Below are 15,118 nucleotides of genomic sequence, written 5' to 3' on the forward strand. Positions count from 1 at the left end.
CCGGGCGGGAGGGCAGGTCGCGTTCATCGACAAAGGACCACCATGACACCGCGCTTGACTGCAAGACAATTCGACCATGCCGAGCAACTGCTGCTGCCCGAATGGGTGATGCTCAGGGACGGCCCCGTGCGCGGCTACGGCGTGCTGCTCGGCGGCGGCAAGTTCCGCGACGTCGCGCCCGTCGCCGTACTGCTCGACCGCCATCCGGGCATTCCGGTGCACAGCTTGCCGCGCACGCTGCTGATGCCCGGCTTCATCGATACGCACCACCACGTGACCCAGTCGTTCGGCAAGTCGCTCGTGTTCGGCGAACCATCGGAAATCTTCCGCCGCGTGTGGGTGCCGCTGGAAGGCTGCCTGACGAGCGAACACCTGTACATGGCCACGAAACTGTCGGCGCTGGAAGCGTTGCGGGGCGGCTTCACGACCGTGTGCGACGCGGGTACCCGTGCCGGCGGCACGCTCGACGCCGTGACGGGTGCGCTGGCCGACACGGGCATCCGCTCCGTGGTCGGGCTGATCTGCAACGACGCGGGCGGATCGGCCGGGGCGCCATCCTTCACGGAGATCCAGCGCCGCGCCGAAGCGCATATCGAGCGCTGGGGCGGCAACCGCCTGCTGCAGCCTTCGCTGGCGATCTCGATCCCCGAGGCGGCCACCGACCGCATGCTGAAATGGGTGGCCGACGTGTGCGACGAATCCGGGTGCATGTTCCAGACCCACGTGAACGAGCACCTGGCCTCGGTCGAGCGTTCGATCGAACAGCGGCGGCGGCGGCCGATCGAGCACCTGCACCACCTGGGCGCGCTGAATCCCTGCACCCTGCTGGCCCATGCCACGCTGGTGACACCGGAAGAGATCGCGATGCTGCGCGATAGCGGGGCGGCGGTCAGCTACAACCCGGTGGCCAGCGCGTGGAAGGGCAATGCGGTCGCGCCGGCGCACCTGATGGCGACGCTGGGCATCCGCATCGGGCTGGGCACCGACGGCACGCGCGGCGACGGGTTCCGCCTGCTCGACCATGCCGAGGCAGCGCAACGCTACGCCTTCGGCCTGGCCGTCGGCGATTCGTCGTGCGGTGCCGGCTGGCGCTGGTTCGACCGCGCCACGCAGGGCGGGGCCGACGTGCTTGGCATGGGCGCCAGCACGGGCGAGATCGCCGCCGGCAAGGATGCCGATTTCCTGCTGCTCGACCTCGACGTGCCGGAGATGACGCCGTCGTGGGACCTGACCTGGGAACTGGTGCGTCTTGCCAACCGCAGCCAGGTCATGGCGGTGTTCGTGGCCGGCAAGCTGCGCCTGCTCGACGGCTGGCCGGTCGACTGGGATGGCCGCGCCCTCGTGGCGGACGTGGCGGCAATGGCCAGCGCTGTCGTGGACGAAGCCCCCATCGTCAAGCTGCATGGCCTGAGCCAGGCATGCCGCGCGGCCGCGCCGAATGCGGGGACGGCACGATGAGCACGGACATCCTCGTCTGGATCGGCCTAGCCGTGTTTGCCGGCACGTTCATCCAGGGCTCCACCGGCATGGGGTTCGCGCTCATCGTCGCGCCCGTGCTGGGCTTCCTGAAGCCCGAACTGCTGCCGGGCGGGCTGCTGCTGATGATGCTGCCCCTGAACGCCTACGTGGCGTGGCGCGAATGGCGCTCGCTCGACCGGCGCGGCGTGGCATGGATCACGGGCGGCCGTGCAGCCGGCACCTTCGGCGGGCTCGCCGTGCTGCTGGCATTGCCGCCTTCCGCGCTGAACATCATGATCGGCGCGACGACGATCCTGGCCGCCGTCGCCACGCTGGCGATGCCATCGTTCGCGCCGAAGAAAAGCGCCTTCCTGTCGGCGGGCGTGTTTACCGGCATCACGGAAACGGCAACCGGCATCGGCGGACCGCCGCTGGCGCTGGTCTACCAGCACATGCCGGCGGCAACGTTGCGATCATCGGTGGCGCTGTGCTTCCTGCTGGGCGAAATCATCTCGATCGTGGTGCTGGCCATCAGCGGGCGCATCGACAGTAGCACGTTCGGCACGGTGGCCTGGGCGCTGCCGGCGATCGTGGTCGGCCTGGTCGCCAGCCAGGCCGTCTACCACCGGGTCAACGCCCGCTTCCTGCGCATCGCCGTGCTGGCCTTCGCCATCGTGTCCGGTGTGTTCATCCTCGTCCACCACTGATCCGTCATCACCCGCACCCGGAGACTTTATGTTCCAGATTGACCGCACCATAAGAAAATACGGGAATTTCGCATCATTGAAATTCGCCGCCACCGCCGCCATGCTGGCGGCGGCGTGCAGCAACGCCCACGCCCAGCCCACGCTGCGGCTGACGGGCCTGATCGACAGCTACGTGGGCAGGAACCAGCTCAGTGGCATGTCGTCGGCGGTGGCCAGCGTGGGCGCTGGCGGCATGTCGACGTCATGGTTCGGCGTGACCGGCACCGAAGACCTGGGCGACGGCTTGCAGGCGGAGTTCGCGCTGACGTCGTTCTTCAAGCCCGATACGGGCGCGCAGGGCCGCTTTCCGACCGATACCTTCTTTTCGCGCGATGCCAACATCGGCCTGAAGGGGCGCTACGGCGCGGTCCACATCGGCGCCTACACGAGCCCGAACTTCTTTCCCACCGTGCGCTTCAACCCGTTCGGCAACTCCACCGTGGTATCGCCGCTGCTGCTGCATTCCTATGTGCAGACCAACGGCGATCGCGCCACCTGGCGCAATTCGATTGCCGGCGACACCGGCTGGAGCAACCAGGTGTCGTACACCACGCCCGAGATCGACGGCTTCACGCTGGACCTGCACTACCAGTTCGGCGAGGTTGCCGGGCATTCGGGCAAGCGCAACGTGGGGGCGCGCGGATCGTACACGCGCGGGCGCCTTGCGATGGCCGCCTACGTGCAGCGCGTGGCCATCAACAATCCGCTCGATGCAGGCCTGCCGCGCTCGGCGCTCAACGCGCCCGGATCGCCGTCGCGCCAACTGGCGTGGTTCGTCGGCGCCATCGGCGATGCCGGATTCGCGAAGCTGTTTGGCACGTTCCAGCGCGCCAGCAGCGATGCCGACGTGCGCGACCGCACGTTCCAGCTGGGGGCGAACGTGCCGGCCGGCGGCGGAGCGTTTCTCGTCTCGTGGGCGAACACGCGGCGCAGCGGCCCGCTCGACGTCCCAGCGCTGGCGCGCAATACCGTGTCGGCGGGCTACGACCACTACCTGTCGAAGCGCACCGACCTGTATGCCGTGGTCATGGCGGACCGGATCACGGGGCAGGAGCGCGCGCACACCGCGGTCGCCGGCATCAGGCACCGGTTCTGAGGGCATCCCCGACCAGGCCACTGTCACTGGCACCATCCTGGGCGGCATAGGCCTGCCCGCCGGGCACGACGAGCGTGACGCACGTGCCCCGTTCGCTGCTGTCGAAGTGCAGCCGGGCACCGATCTGCGCGGCGCGTTCGCGCATGCCGGGCAGGCCGAAGTGGCCGGCCTTGCCGCCGGCGAAAGCGCCCAGGCCCTTGCCCTCGTCGCTGACCGTCAACGTGAAGGCACGCGCGCTGGCAACGGCAAGCAGCGTGACGGGGCCGGACGTGTGCCGCAACGCGTTGTTCAGCGCTTCGCGGGCGATCGCGTAGACGTCGCGCCGCAGCTTGGGCTGCAAGCGCGCCACCGCCTCGGGCGTGACCAGGCGGATACGCGCGGCGCCGCGGGGCGCCGTCAGGGCCACGTCGCGCAGCAGCGCCTCCCAGAATTCGCCGTCCGTGGCAAACTCGCCGCGCAAGCCGCGCACCTCGTCGCGGCCTTCGACCAGCACGTGTTCGGCCCGGTCCAGCACACGTTCGAACTCGGCCCGCACCGCGCTGTCGGCCGGCAGTTTCATCATCACCGCATGCATGCTGAGCATCATGCCCTGCACGCTTTGCAGGAAGGTGTCGTGCAACGAGCGGGCGATCGACTCGCGCTCGCGCACGCGCACCAGCAGCTGTTCCTCGATACGGGCGGCCATGCGGCGCGTACGCAGCCGGTAAGCGAGCGCTATCACAAGCAGGACGGCAAGTGCGGCGCCGCCGCGGAACCACCATGTCTGCGTGAAACGCGGCGCGATGTGAAAGCGCAGTGTCGTGATGCGGCTGGCGGTACCGCGTTCGTCGAAGGCCATGACATCGAACGCATGGTCGCCGGGGCCGAGGCGCTGGAAGAACGCCGTGCGGCGCGTGCCGGCATCCTGCCACGCTTCGCTGCCGGCCATCCGATAGCGGAAGGTGACACGCTGCGGCGTGCGCAGGCTTGGCACCGTGTAGTCGACCTGCACATCCTCGGTGCCTTCGGGAAGCTGCACCGGCATGGCCGCGCGATGGCGCTTGCCGCCGGCCGTCACCGACAGCACTTCCACGTCCGGCATGGCGGCGTCCGGCGGGAGCTTGCCGGGATCGACCCAGGCGAGCCCGCGTTCGCCGGTGAACCACAGCCTGCCATCGGGCGCGGCGAAAGCCGTGTTGGTGAAGTGCGAGGTTTCGCCGCCGCCCACGTAGCCCTCGAACGAATCGAACAGCGTGCCCCGCAATGCCACGCGCGGGTCGCTGGCGGTGCGCGCCCAGTCCGCCGCCTGCACGCGGAAGATGCCCCGTTCGGCATTGAGCCAGCGGGTGCGGCCGGGGCCTTCGACGATGCCGTTGACGACACCCAGGCCGCCCGGCACATCGGCACGCAGCGGATGGAAGCGGCCGCCGGCCAGGATCTGCGTGCCTTCCGCCCCGACACCAGCAGCGGGGCTCCCGGCCAGATGAACATGAATTTGCCGACGCCGATGCCATCGGTGCCATCGTAGTCGAGCGTGCCCGCGCCATCGACGATGCGCAGGCGGTTGCCGGGCAGGCCCAGATAGCTGCGGCCGGCGGCATCGGCCGCGACGACCGCCGGATTCGCGTCGACGTCCGCCGATGGGGCGGTCCAGCGCCCGCCCCGGTAGTGCCAGGGACCCGACCGCGCGGTCCATAGCCAGAACTCGCCGATGCCGGCCACCATTTTCGTGATGCGCAGGTTGTCGGATGCGGCGAGGTCCGGCGGCAGGCCGAAGCGCTGCACGCCATTCCTGCCATGCAGCGCGATGCCACGTTCGCCGGCCAGTACCAGGGTGCCATCCGGTGCACGGTCGAGCGCGCGCGCGGCAAGCGGGTCGGGCAGCGTTTCGACCTTGCCGCCGGCGATGCGCGAGAGGCCTGCCGTATCGTCGAACCGGCGTACCTGCACCGTGAGGATGCCGCCATCGAGCGCCGGCGCCGCCTGCGATTTGCCGCGGTCGAACAGCTCGGGCACCATGTGGACCGGCTGGTCGCGCAGCCGTTCCAGGCCCGATGGTGTGCCGATCCAGATGCTGCCATCGCGGCCTTCCATCATCGACACCACGGTCAGGCTGGTCATCTGCCATGGCTCGTCGAACCGCTCGGCGGCATCGACCGGCGTGAACGCCGCGCCATGCCGCCAGTGCGCCGGGCGCAGCACGCATACGCCGACCGGGCAGTTGCCGGACCACAGGTTGCCGTCGCGGTCGAACACCGACTGGAACGAGCTGCCGCGGCCGGTCGGCGACAGCACCCGGCGCGCCGACGGCGACGCCACGCGCGCGAACGCCTTGCCCTGCACCAGCCAGATGCCGCCATCGCCGGCTTCGATCACCATTGCATTCGCGTTGGCGGCGCGCACGCGTTCGAACGCCTTGCCGCCGGGCGTCATCACGTACAGCGACTGACCATCGACCGCCCACAGCCGGCCGGCGCCGTCGGCCAGTGCGTATTCGGCGCGGGCATTTGGATAGCCCAGTTCCGTGCCTACCCGCTCGGCCTTGCCGCCCGCCAGGCGGAACAGGCCGCGCCCCGTGGCCGCCCAGGCCACGCCGTCGCCGTCTTCGGCGATCGCGTACACGGCGCCCGTTTGTGCCGGCAACAGCAGGTGGCGATAACGGCCGCCGCGCAGCACAGTCACGCCGCCGCGGCCATGGCCGATCCACAGGGCGCCGTCGCGCGCCGGGCGCAGCACGGTGATGCCGGGGTTCTGCAGCTTGCTGCCATCCACGGTTTCATGCGGGTGGAAGCGCACGCCATCGAAGCGGAACAGGCCGGCCTGGCGGCCGGCGACCCACAGCCAGCCATCGGCCGTCTGCGCCAGCGTATCGATGAAGCGGGGCGCGCCTTCCGCTTCGCCCCACCGGTCGTGGCGGTAGCCATCGAGCGGAATGGCGGGATCGAGCGCGTGTACGGGTGGCCCGCTTGCGCACAGCACCGCCAGCAGGCAGGAATGGAGGAGCGCCCGAAGACGGTGGGTGGGTAACATGTTGCAATTGTCGTATGGGAACGAAGCGGCGTCCAGTCCGGCCGGGGGCAGCGGGCCCCAGTCAACGGCCGGCGTCATCATGTTGTCATAGAAGTAGTTTAAGTTTGACAACTATCTTTTCTTTCGGAGTTACCCGATGTCCCTGCCACGTTCCCCGATCCTGTGCCGCCGTACCGGCCTGCCGTTCAACACGCTGGTGCTGGCCGTGGCACTTGCCGGCCCGGCGCTGGCGCATGCCGCGTCGTTCAATATCGCGACCGGCACGACCACCACGGCGCAGAACCTTGGCACTGGCCAGGCGGGCAACGTGGCCGCCGGCGCGACGCTGGCCGTCGGCGGTTCGGCGGTCGCCGTGGCGGTCACGGGCGACAACGTCACATTGAACAACCAGGGCACGATCACGCAGTCGGGCGGCGGCCGCGCGATCCGCGCCAACGGCGCCGTGCAGCAGTTCGTCATCACCAATGGCAGCCTCACGAACGGCGCGGCACTGATCCGCACTGCGGATGCCGACGTGATCCAGATGAACAGCCCCGCGTCCAGCGTCACGCTGGAAAACTATGGCTCGCTGGTTTCGCTGAATGCCTCGGCCGGCGGTGCGCAGGCTGTCGACTTCAGCGCGGTGACCGGTGCGAACACCATCAACAACCACGCGGGCGGCCTGCTGCTGGCCACCGAGGCCGATGCCGTGCGGCCGGGCGAGCGCGGTGTCGTCTTCAACGCCGGCACGATCCGCTCGGTGACGGCGACCGGCAGCAGCAGCGACGGCATCGACGGCCAGGAAAACAGCGGCATCCGCATCACGAACGCGGCGACCGGCCTGGTGGACGCCGCCCGGCACGGCATCACGTTCGAACAGAAGAACGCGAACACGACGTCGACGCTGGACCTGACGAACCTCGCCGGCGGCATCGTGCGCGGCAACGACGGCTCGGGCATCAATGTCGACGGCTTCAATGGCCGGCAGGTGGTACTCGTCGTCAATGGCGGCCTGATCTCCGGCAATGGCGTGACGGGCGATGGCGACGGCGTCGACGTGGATGGCCTCGTGAACATCATGAACACGGGCGTGATCCGCTCGCTGAACGCGGTCGAGGCGGGCGGCCTGGCGTTCAGCGAAGGCATCTCGGCCGGCGGCGGCACGATCGTCAACAGCGGCACGATCGAGGGACTGGTCGCGGCGGGCAATACGCAGGCGGTGGGCCGCGGCATCACCTTGGCCGGCAACGACATCGAAACCGGTCCGCTGGCCGGCACCCGCGAGGGCCTGTACGGCAATGCGGCGATCGTCAATCTCGGCGGCGGCATCATCCACGGCCAGGGCGACTCCGCGATCGCCGTCACCGGCGGCACGGCCAGCGGCTACAAGGTCAGTGTCGACAACCACGTGGGCGCCACCATCCGCGGCGGCGGCACCACCGCGGCCGCGATCCGCACCAATGCCGACGACGCCACCATCACCAACGCCGGCACGATCGACGGCAGCAGCAGCGGCAAGGCGATCGCCTTCGGCGGCGGCAACGATACGCTCGTAATCAATGGCGGCGGTGCCGCGGTGCTGGGGACCATCGATGGCGGCGCGGGCACCAACAGGCTCGTCATCGAAGCGGGCGCCGGCGGCAGCTTTGCCTATGCGGGGGCGATCACGAATTTCGCGAGCGTGGAACTCAGGAGCGGCGCGCTGGCGCTGCAGGGCGCCGACGTCGTCGCCGCCGGCAGCGCACTGGTGCTGGCCGGTGGCACGCTGGACCTGACGGCCGCGGCGTCGCAGACCTTCGCCAGCCTGGCGCTGGCCGACAGCTCGGCCATCGTGCTGGGCGACACCGTGCTGACCTTCAATGGCCTGGGCACGATCGCGGTGGGCGAAACGCTGGCGCTGACGCAGGCGGGCGGCAGCTTCACGCTGCGCTTCCTCGGCGACTATGCGGGCAACGCGGCGTTCTCGCAGCTGATGGACGCGACGACGATCGGCAGCCAGGCCGTCACTTACAGCTTCGACGGCACGTATACGAACGTGAGCGCGGTGCCGGAGCCGGCCACCATCGGCATGCTGCTTGGCGGGCTGGGGATCGTGGCCCTGGCGGCGCGGCGGCGCAAGGCCGCAACGGTGTAAGCCGGTTCAGTAGCCACCAGCATCAGATACTGCCAGCGGCGTTATCGCACTGGTGTCGGACACCGGCCTCTTGGTGTCGGACACCGGTTTTCGCATGATCTTGCCGACTCCGGCGTGGAGAACCGGTGTCCGACACATTTTCCGGATGAAGCGCCCGGAAAAAATGTCCGACACCAATGATGCAGCAGCGTAAGCTGCTCGCAAAGCAAAAAGCCCGGCACGTGCCGGGCTTTTCACATCGGGAGGCGTATCAGGCGATATCGACCTGCTGGTTATCCTCGCCATACGGATACAGCGTGACGATGCGCCCGTCCTCGTCGTAGAACAGTTCCGTGACCTTCACCGAGCGCAGGTGCGTGACACCGCCGGACAGGCTGCTGTCATGGTAGTACAGGAACCACCGGCCTTCCACCTCGACGATGGAGTGGTGCGTGGTCCAGCCGATCACCGGCGTCAGGATCCTGCCCTGGTACCTAAACGGGCCATATGCATTGTCGGCCGTGGCATAGCACAGGAAGTGGGTATCGCCGGTCGAGTACGAGAAGTAGTACTTGCCGCGGTACTTGTGCATCCATGGGCCCTCGAAGTAGCGGCGGTCGTGGTCGCCCGCCAGCAGCTCCTTGCCGTCCTCGTCGAGGATGACGACGGCGCGCGGCGTTTCCGCGAACTGCTTCATGTCGGCCGACAGGCGGGCCACGCGGGCCTGCAGCGCCGGTTCCTCGTCACCCGGCTCCTCGTTGCCGGCGTCAAAGGCGTTGTCGCGATATTTCTGCAACTGGCCGCCCCAGATGCCGCCGAAGTAGATGTAGTGTTCACCGCCATCCTCGAACACGGCCGGGTCGATCGAGTAGCTGCCTTCGATCGGTGCCGGCTCGGCCGTGAACGGGCCTGTCGGGCTTTCGGATACGGCCACGCCGATCTGGAAGATGCCGTCGGCGCGCTTGGCGGGGAAGTACAGGTAATAGCGACCATCCTTGCGTGCCACGTCCGGCGCCCACATCTGGCGCGCCGCCCACGGCACGTCATTCACGTGCAGCGCCACGCCGTGATCGGTCACTTCGCCATCGGGGCGGTCCATCGAGAAGACGTGGTAATCCTCCATTGCGAAGTGGTCGCCGTTGTCGTTGAACGGGATGCCGGCTTCGATGTCGTGCGACGGGTAGAGGTAGATGCGGCCGTCGAACACGTGGGCCGACGGGTCGGCCGTATAGATATGCGTGACGAGCGGTTGCGAGATCGCGCTGCCTTTCAGCTGCTCGACGCGTGCCTGGTTGTCCTTGTTGTCTGCCATGTCGTTGCTGTTTCCGATGTTGATGATGATTGGACTATTGCGGGGCCGCGGCGCGGCGCAGGCCCAGTTCCTGTTCGATGGTGCGTTCCATCGACTTCCTGATTTCGTAGAACGCCAGGCTGCCGACGGCAAGCAGGAACGGGATCGCCGCGTACAGGCTGACGGACAGGCGGATGCCATCGGCCACGGCCGGGGCCTGCACCGCCTGCGTGGCGTCGTAGCCAACGGTCGACAGCAGCCCGGCCACCAGCGCGCCGCCGATGGACAGGCCCGCCTTCAGGCCGAAGATCATGGCCGAGAACAGCAGCGCCGTGGCGCGGCGGTTGTTCTTCCATTCCGAATAGTCGGCCACGTCGGCGATCATCGCCCACAGCAGCGGGATCGTGATGCCATAGAAGAAGCCGTGCAGCAGCTGCGACACGAACACGATGCCGATCGACGTGGGCGCGTAGAAGTAGAACGCCAGCATGAACAGCGTGGAGATGAACAGCGCGATGCCGAATACCTCGCGCTTGCCGAAGCGGTCGGCCAGTGGGCGCGAGAAGCCGATGCCGATGATCATCATCACGATGCCGATCGCGTTGAACACGCTGAACGCGGACGTGGGCGCATCTTCCGGCCACTGGAACGCGGTGAGGCCCACGCTCGCCAGCACGGCGTTGAGGCCGGCGATGAAACCGTTGAAGCCCACATCCTGCAGGAACACGGCCAGGTGCTGGCTCGACAGGTAGCTGCGGAAGTAATAGATGTACATGCCGCCCTTCAGGGCAAGCGTGATGAACACGAGGATCGTCACGGTCAGCATCACCATCCACGGGCGGTTGCGCAGCAGGTCCGTGATGTCCTGGCCGATGCTCGAGCGCTGCGCGGCCGTCGGCACGATGCGCTCGCGCGTGGTGAAGAAGGTGATAAGGAAGCAGATCGTGCCTGCGATGGCAAAGATGACCATGGTGTTGCGGAAGCCCGCGACCTTGTCGCCGTCGCCGAGGATCAGCACGAGCGGCAGCAGCAGCACCTGGATGATGAACTGCGCCACCATCACGGCCACGAAGCGGTAGGCCGACAGGCTGTTACGCTCGGACATGCTGCCGGTCAGCACGCCGGACAGCGCGGAGTAGGGCAGGTTGTTGGCCGAGTAAATCAGCATCAGCAGCACGTAGGTGAGCGAGGCATAGATGATCTTGCCGTCGGGCCCCAGGTCCGGCGTGCTGAAGGCGAGGATGGCGATCAGGCCGAACGGCACCGATGTCCACAGGATCCACGGGCGGAACTTGCCCCAGCGCGTAACGGTGCGGTCGGCAATCAGGCCCATCAGTGGATTGAAGCAGGCACCGACGAGGCCGCCGGCGAAGATGATCGTGGCCGCCGCGTTGGGCGACACCTTGAACACGTCCGTGTAGAAGAACGCGATGAAGGTGAGCAGGGTCTGGAAGATCAGGTTGGCCGCCAGGTCGCCCAGGCAGTAGCCGACTTTCTCCGTGACTGTCAGGCGGTCGGCAGCGCCCGGCTCGATGGCGGGCTGTTGCATGTTGGTCATGATGTCTCGCTTTATCGTTATGAGGTCGTAACACTCGCGTTATCGCAAATGAATAGCGCAACCATTTCTATATGTTAGCCCAAGTTCATCGCTTGTTGGAATATTTCTGGTTGCGCTACCGATCAGTGCCTCGAGAGTTATTCACAAAACTTATCTGTGTCATGCGGGAAATAAAGTGGCGGAATGCCGGGGCAACTGCGATGATGCACCTGTCTCCTCCAACTCTCCCAGAGAATTGGAATTCGCCGGCCCCGAGCCGGCATTTTTTTTTGCCCGCGGAAAGTTACCCAAAAAAATGGGGTACGTCCCCATTTTTTGTGCAACATTGCTCGAAAAATGGGGACGTACCCCATTTTCTCGGCAATTTTCAGCGCAGCGCCGGATACGTGAACATCAGGAAGTGCGTGGCGTTGAGCGCGAAGTGCGTGAGGATCGCGGCTTCGATCCGGCCGCTGCGCTGGTAGGCGAGGCCGTAGCCGAAACCGGCGAACGTGGCCAGCACGATCAGCGCGGGGCCGCCGTGCGCATGGGCCACGCCGAACAGGATGGCGGCCGTGGCCACGGCGATGCGAGCACCGTCCGGCCGGTGCGACAGCGCGGCGGCCAGCCGCCCCTGGACCAGTGCGCGAAAGAAGGCTTCCTCGGCCAGGCAGGTGGTGAACAGGTTCAGCAGCAGGAACAGTGGCGCGTAGTGGAACCAGCTGGCGAACCATTTCGGATCGATGGCGATGACGCCGGCGCCATAGCCGGCCAGCAGCACGATGACGGGTGTGGCCACGATCACGGGCCACGCGGCGATGACGGCGCGCCATGCCGCGCGGTCGCGCGCGGGTAGCGCGAACGTGGCGCACAGCACGATGCCCACGGCGGTCTTGTCCAGGTTGAGGTACAGCGATACGGGCACCGACGCCGCGCTGACCTGCAATTTCTCCAGCAGGAGCGGGTTGGCGAAGCCGGGCACGACGTGCAGCGCGAGCGCCAGCGCCAGCACGATGATCGCCGCCAGCAGCACGCCTTTCACGACGCGCTGTTTCACGCCTGCGCCCGTGGTGCGCTGCCATCCCGTGCACAGCGCGATGAGCACCAGCAGGGCCACCACGCCGCCGGCCTGCATTGCGCCGAGGGACACGGCGGTGGCGACGGCGATGGCCAGGCCGATCGGCCATGCTGGAACCCGGCCCAGTGGCGGCATCCACAACGAGAGGACGGCAAGCAGCCAGGTGGCGGCCAGGGGCCAGAACGAAGGGGGCAACGAAGTCATGGTCGGCGCGAGAGGGAAAGGTTGGCCATTATAGACAAAGAGGCAAGCCGCTTCCATGGCCCGATGGCTCTCGTGGGATGTACCTTAGAATGGCGGCTCCATCGCTCCAGGAACCGCCCGATGTTCGAGATCAGCCAGCTCCGCTGCTTTGTCGCAGTGGCGGAGGAATTGCACTTCAGCCGCGCGGCGGAACGGCTCAACATGACCCAGCCGCCGCTGAGCCGCCAGATCCGTCTGCTCGAGCACCATGTCGGTGCCCAGCTGCTGGAACGGAACAGCCGCACGGTGCGGCTGACGGCGGCCGGCAAGGCGTTCTTTCCCGAAGCGGTCCGCATCCTGCGCATGGCCGAGGAGGCGACGTTCACGGCCCGCCGCGCCGCGAAGGGCGAACAGGGCACGCTGGCGATCGGCTTCACGTCCGCTTCCGGCTACAGCCTGTTGCCCGAGGTAGTGCGCCGCCTGCGCGAACGGTCGCCCGGCATTTCGCTGACTTTGAAGGAGCTGGTCAGCACGACCCAGGTCGAGGCCTTGAACGCGGGCCAGCTCGACCTCGGCCTGATGCGGCCCCACCCGATGAATCCGGAACTGCACAGCACGCTGCTGGCACGCGAGGCGCTGATGCTGGCGATCCCGGAACGGGAAGCGGACGGCTGGCCGCTGGAGCCCACACTCGCCAGCCTGCACGGCAAGCCCTTCGTCATGTACTCGCCCTACGAGGCGCGGCCGTTCCACCAGATGCTCAGCGAACGCTTCGAGCGGGCCGGCGTGGTGCCCGATATCGTCGAACACATCGGCCAGGTGCACACGATGCTGGCGCTGGTACGCGCGGGGCTGGGGGCCGCGCTGATCGCAGAAGGCGCATCGCGCCTGCAATTCGATGGCATCGTGATGCGCCGGATGGAAACGGAACCGGTGGAAACCGTGTGCGCCTACCGGCGCGATAACGAGAACCCCGTGCTGCAGCTGTTCAGGCGCGATGTGTTGCCGACTTTTCACCCGGGCTAGATGCCTGCCGTGCATCGATCAGCAAGCTGATCGGAGCGCCAACCCCTTGATCAGATGGCGGAAAGTCCTGTCGCCCCGGCAGGCTGTTGATTCTGAGTAATTCAATTATTGAATTGGTGGCGTCACTGATTGGTTTGTTGGCATGGGAGCGCAGGCATATGATTCCCGGGCGTACAAGACAACAGGAGACACCATGCAGCACGCACCACCGATCGACAAAGCCCCAACCTCGTCTGCCACCCGCACCCGCACGCGCTGGACCATCCTGGCGATGCTGTTCGCCGTCACCACCATCAACTATGCGGACCGCGCCACGATCTCGATCGCCGGCCCGAGCCTGAAGGCCGATCTCGGCCTGTCGGCCGTGGAAATGGGCTACGTGTTCTCGGCATTCGCCTGGTCCTACGTGCTGGCCCAGCTGCCGGGTGGCTGGCTGCTCGACCGCTTCGGCACGCGCATCACGTATTTCTTCAGTATTTTCCTGTGGTCGCTGTTCACGATGCTGACGGGCGCCATCGGCTTCTTCACGGGCGCGACCGCGGTGGCGCTGCTGTTCGCATTGCGCCTGCTGGTCGGTGCCGCCGAGGCGCCTTCGTTCCCCGGCAACAGCCGCATCGCCTCGTCCTGGTTCCCCACCCATGAACGGGGCCTGGCCGCCGCCGTATTCAATTCGGCCCAGTATTTCGCCACCGTGCTGTTTGCCCCGATCATGGGCTGGCTGGTGCATACCTACGACTGGCACAGCGTGTTCTACGTGATGGGCGCCCTGGGCATCGGCCTGGCCTTCGTGTGGCTGAAGGTGATCCATGGCCCGCGCCAGCACCCGTCGATCAATGCGGCCGAACTCCAGTACATCAAGGAAGGTGGCGCGCTGGTCGACCTGGAGGAAAAAAAGCATGCCGGCGAGCCGAGCCAGGTCGACGTGTTCGCCGCCATCAAGGAACTGCTGTCGAACCGCATGCTGCTGGGCGTGTACGTGGCGCAGTACTGCATCACGACGCTGACATATTTCTTCCTGACGTGGTTCCCCGTGTACCTCGTGCAGGAACGCGGCATGACGATCCTGAAGGCGGGCTTCGTGGCCTCGATGCCGGCCATCGCCGGTTTCCTGGGCGGCATCGCCGGCGGCTGGCTGTCCGACCGCCTGAGCAAGGCCGGCTATTCGCTGTCCGTGTCGCGCAAGGTGCCGATCGTGCTGGGCATGTTCCTGTCGATGAGCATGATCGGCTGTAACTACATCGAGACCGACATGCTGGTGGTCGCCGTGATGTCGCTGGCGTTCCTGGGCAAGGGCATCGGCGCGCTGGGCTGGGCCGTGGTGGCCGACACGTCGCCGAAGGAAGCAGGTGGCCTGTCCGGCGCGCTGTTCAACACTTTCGGCAATACCGCCGGCATCACTACACCGATCGTCATCGGCTACATCGTGCAGAACACGGGTTCGTTCTCGGGCGCCCTGGTCTTCGTCGGCGCCAACGCGGCGGTCGCGATCTTCTGCTACCTGTTCATCGTGGGCGACATCAAGCGCGTCGTGTTGACCAAATCGTTGACCAAATCGTTGACCAAATCCCCGATCAAGTAATCGTTCTTACATTGGATACATAC

General features: G+C 66.9%; 11 protein-coding genes. 6 read left to right on the plus strand and 5 right to left on the minus strand.

Annotated features, from left to right (window positions below):
- Positions 1-42: 42 nt before the first annotated feature.
- From EWM63_RS26235 to EWM63_RS26245, 3 genes are read left to right on the plus strand one after another with little or no spacing between them, the layout of a single operon-like run.
- Positions 43-1,458, plus strand: coding sequence for an amidohydrolase family protein (locus tag EWM63_RS26235; RefSeq protein ID WP_130189162.1), 1,416 nt, complete (start codon positions 43-45; stop codon positions 1,456-1,458).
- Complete coding sequence (locus tag EWM63_RS26240) at positions 1,455-2,165, plus strand: sulfite exporter TauE/SafE family protein (protein ID WP_130189163.1); 711 nt, start codon at positions 1,455-1,457, stop codon at positions 2,163-2,165. The genes EWM63_RS26235 and EWM63_RS26240 overlap by 4 nt, the downstream gene beginning before the upstream one ends.
- Before the next feature lie 28 nt (positions 2,166-2,193).
- The gene (locus EWM63_RS26245; protein ID WP_130189164.1) at positions 2,194-3,300 is read left to right on the plus strand and encodes a porin; all 1,107 of its coding nucleotides are present in this window, start codon (positions 2,194-2,196) and stop codon (positions 3,298-3,300) included.
- Here EWM63_RS26245 and EWM63_RS32980 read toward each other — a convergent pair.
- Together EWM63_RS32980 and EWM63_RS32580 are read right to left on the minus strand one after the other, a co-directional pair.
- Positions 3,284-4,381, minus strand: coding sequence for an ATP-binding protein (locus EWM63_RS32980; protein WP_307720869.1), 1,098 nt, complete (start codon positions 4,379-4,381; stop codon positions 3,284-3,286). The genes EWM63_RS26245 and EWM63_RS32980 overlap by 17 nt on opposite strands.
- Positions 4,354-6,309 (minus strand): ligand-binding sensor domain-containing protein, encoded by a 1,956-nt coding sequence (locus tag EWM63_RS32580; protein ID WP_229487512.1) that lies wholly within the window; start codon positions 6,307-6,309, stop codon positions 4,354-4,356. The genes EWM63_RS32980 and EWM63_RS32580 overlap by 28 nt, the downstream gene beginning before the upstream one ends.
- Positions 6,310-6,445: 136 nt before the next feature.
- Between EWM63_RS32580 and EWM63_RS26265 the strand changes: the two genes are divergently transcribed.
- Positions 6,446-8,422, plus strand: coding sequence for a beta strand repeat-containing protein (locus tag EWM63_RS26265; RefSeq protein ID WP_130189168.1), 1,977 nt, complete (start codon positions 6,446-6,448; stop codon positions 8,420-8,422).
- A 250-nt stretch (positions 8,423-8,672) separates the two neighbouring features.
- Here the strand turns inward: EWM63_RS26265 and EWM63_RS26270 are convergent, their stop codons facing one another.
- The 3 genes from EWM63_RS26270 to EWM63_RS26280 all read right to left on the minus strand — a co-directional run bounded on the left by EWM63_RS26270 (position 8,673) and on the right by EWM63_RS26280 (position 12,511).
- On the minus strand, positions 8,673-9,713 hold the full coding sequence (locus EWM63_RS26270; protein ID WP_130189169.1) for a glycoside hydrolase family 43 protein: 1,041 nt from the start codon (positions 9,711-9,713) through the stop codon (positions 8,673-8,675).
- A 34-nt stretch (positions 9,714-9,747) separates the two neighbouring features.
- The gene (locus EWM63_RS26275; protein ID WP_229487513.1) at positions 9,748-11,250 is read right to left on the minus strand and encodes an MFS transporter; all 1,503 of its coding nucleotides are present in this window, start codon (positions 11,248-11,250) and stop codon (positions 9,748-9,750) included.
- A 367-nt stretch (positions 11,251-11,617) separates the two neighbouring features.
- Entirely contained in the window at positions 11,618-12,511 is an 894-nt protein-coding gene (locus EWM63_RS26280; RefSeq protein ID WP_165390939.1) for a CPBP family intramembrane glutamic endopeptidase, read from the minus strand.
- 120 nt (positions 12,512-12,631) lie between these two features.
- Between EWM63_RS26280 and EWM63_RS26285 the strand changes: the two genes are divergently transcribed.
- Together EWM63_RS26285 and EWM63_RS26290 are read left to right on the plus strand one after the other, a co-directional pair.
- On the plus strand, positions 12,632-13,516 hold the full coding sequence (locus EWM63_RS26285; RefSeq protein WP_130189171.1) for a LysR substrate-binding domain-containing protein: 885 nt from the start codon (positions 12,632-12,634) through the stop codon (positions 13,514-13,516).
- Positions 13,517-13,709: 193 nt separating this feature from the next.
- Positions 13,710-15,095, plus strand: coding sequence for an MFS transporter (locus EWM63_RS26290; RefSeq protein ID WP_130189172.1), 1,386 nt, complete (start codon positions 13,710-13,712; stop codon positions 15,093-15,095).
- Positions 15,096-15,118 lie beyond the last annotated feature (23 nt).

The sequence above is a fragment of the Pseudoduganella lutea genome, from assembly GCF_004209755.1.
Classification (GTDB): Bacteria; Pseudomonadota; Gammaproteobacteria; order Burkholderiales; family Burkholderiaceae_D; genus Rugamonas; species Rugamonas lutea.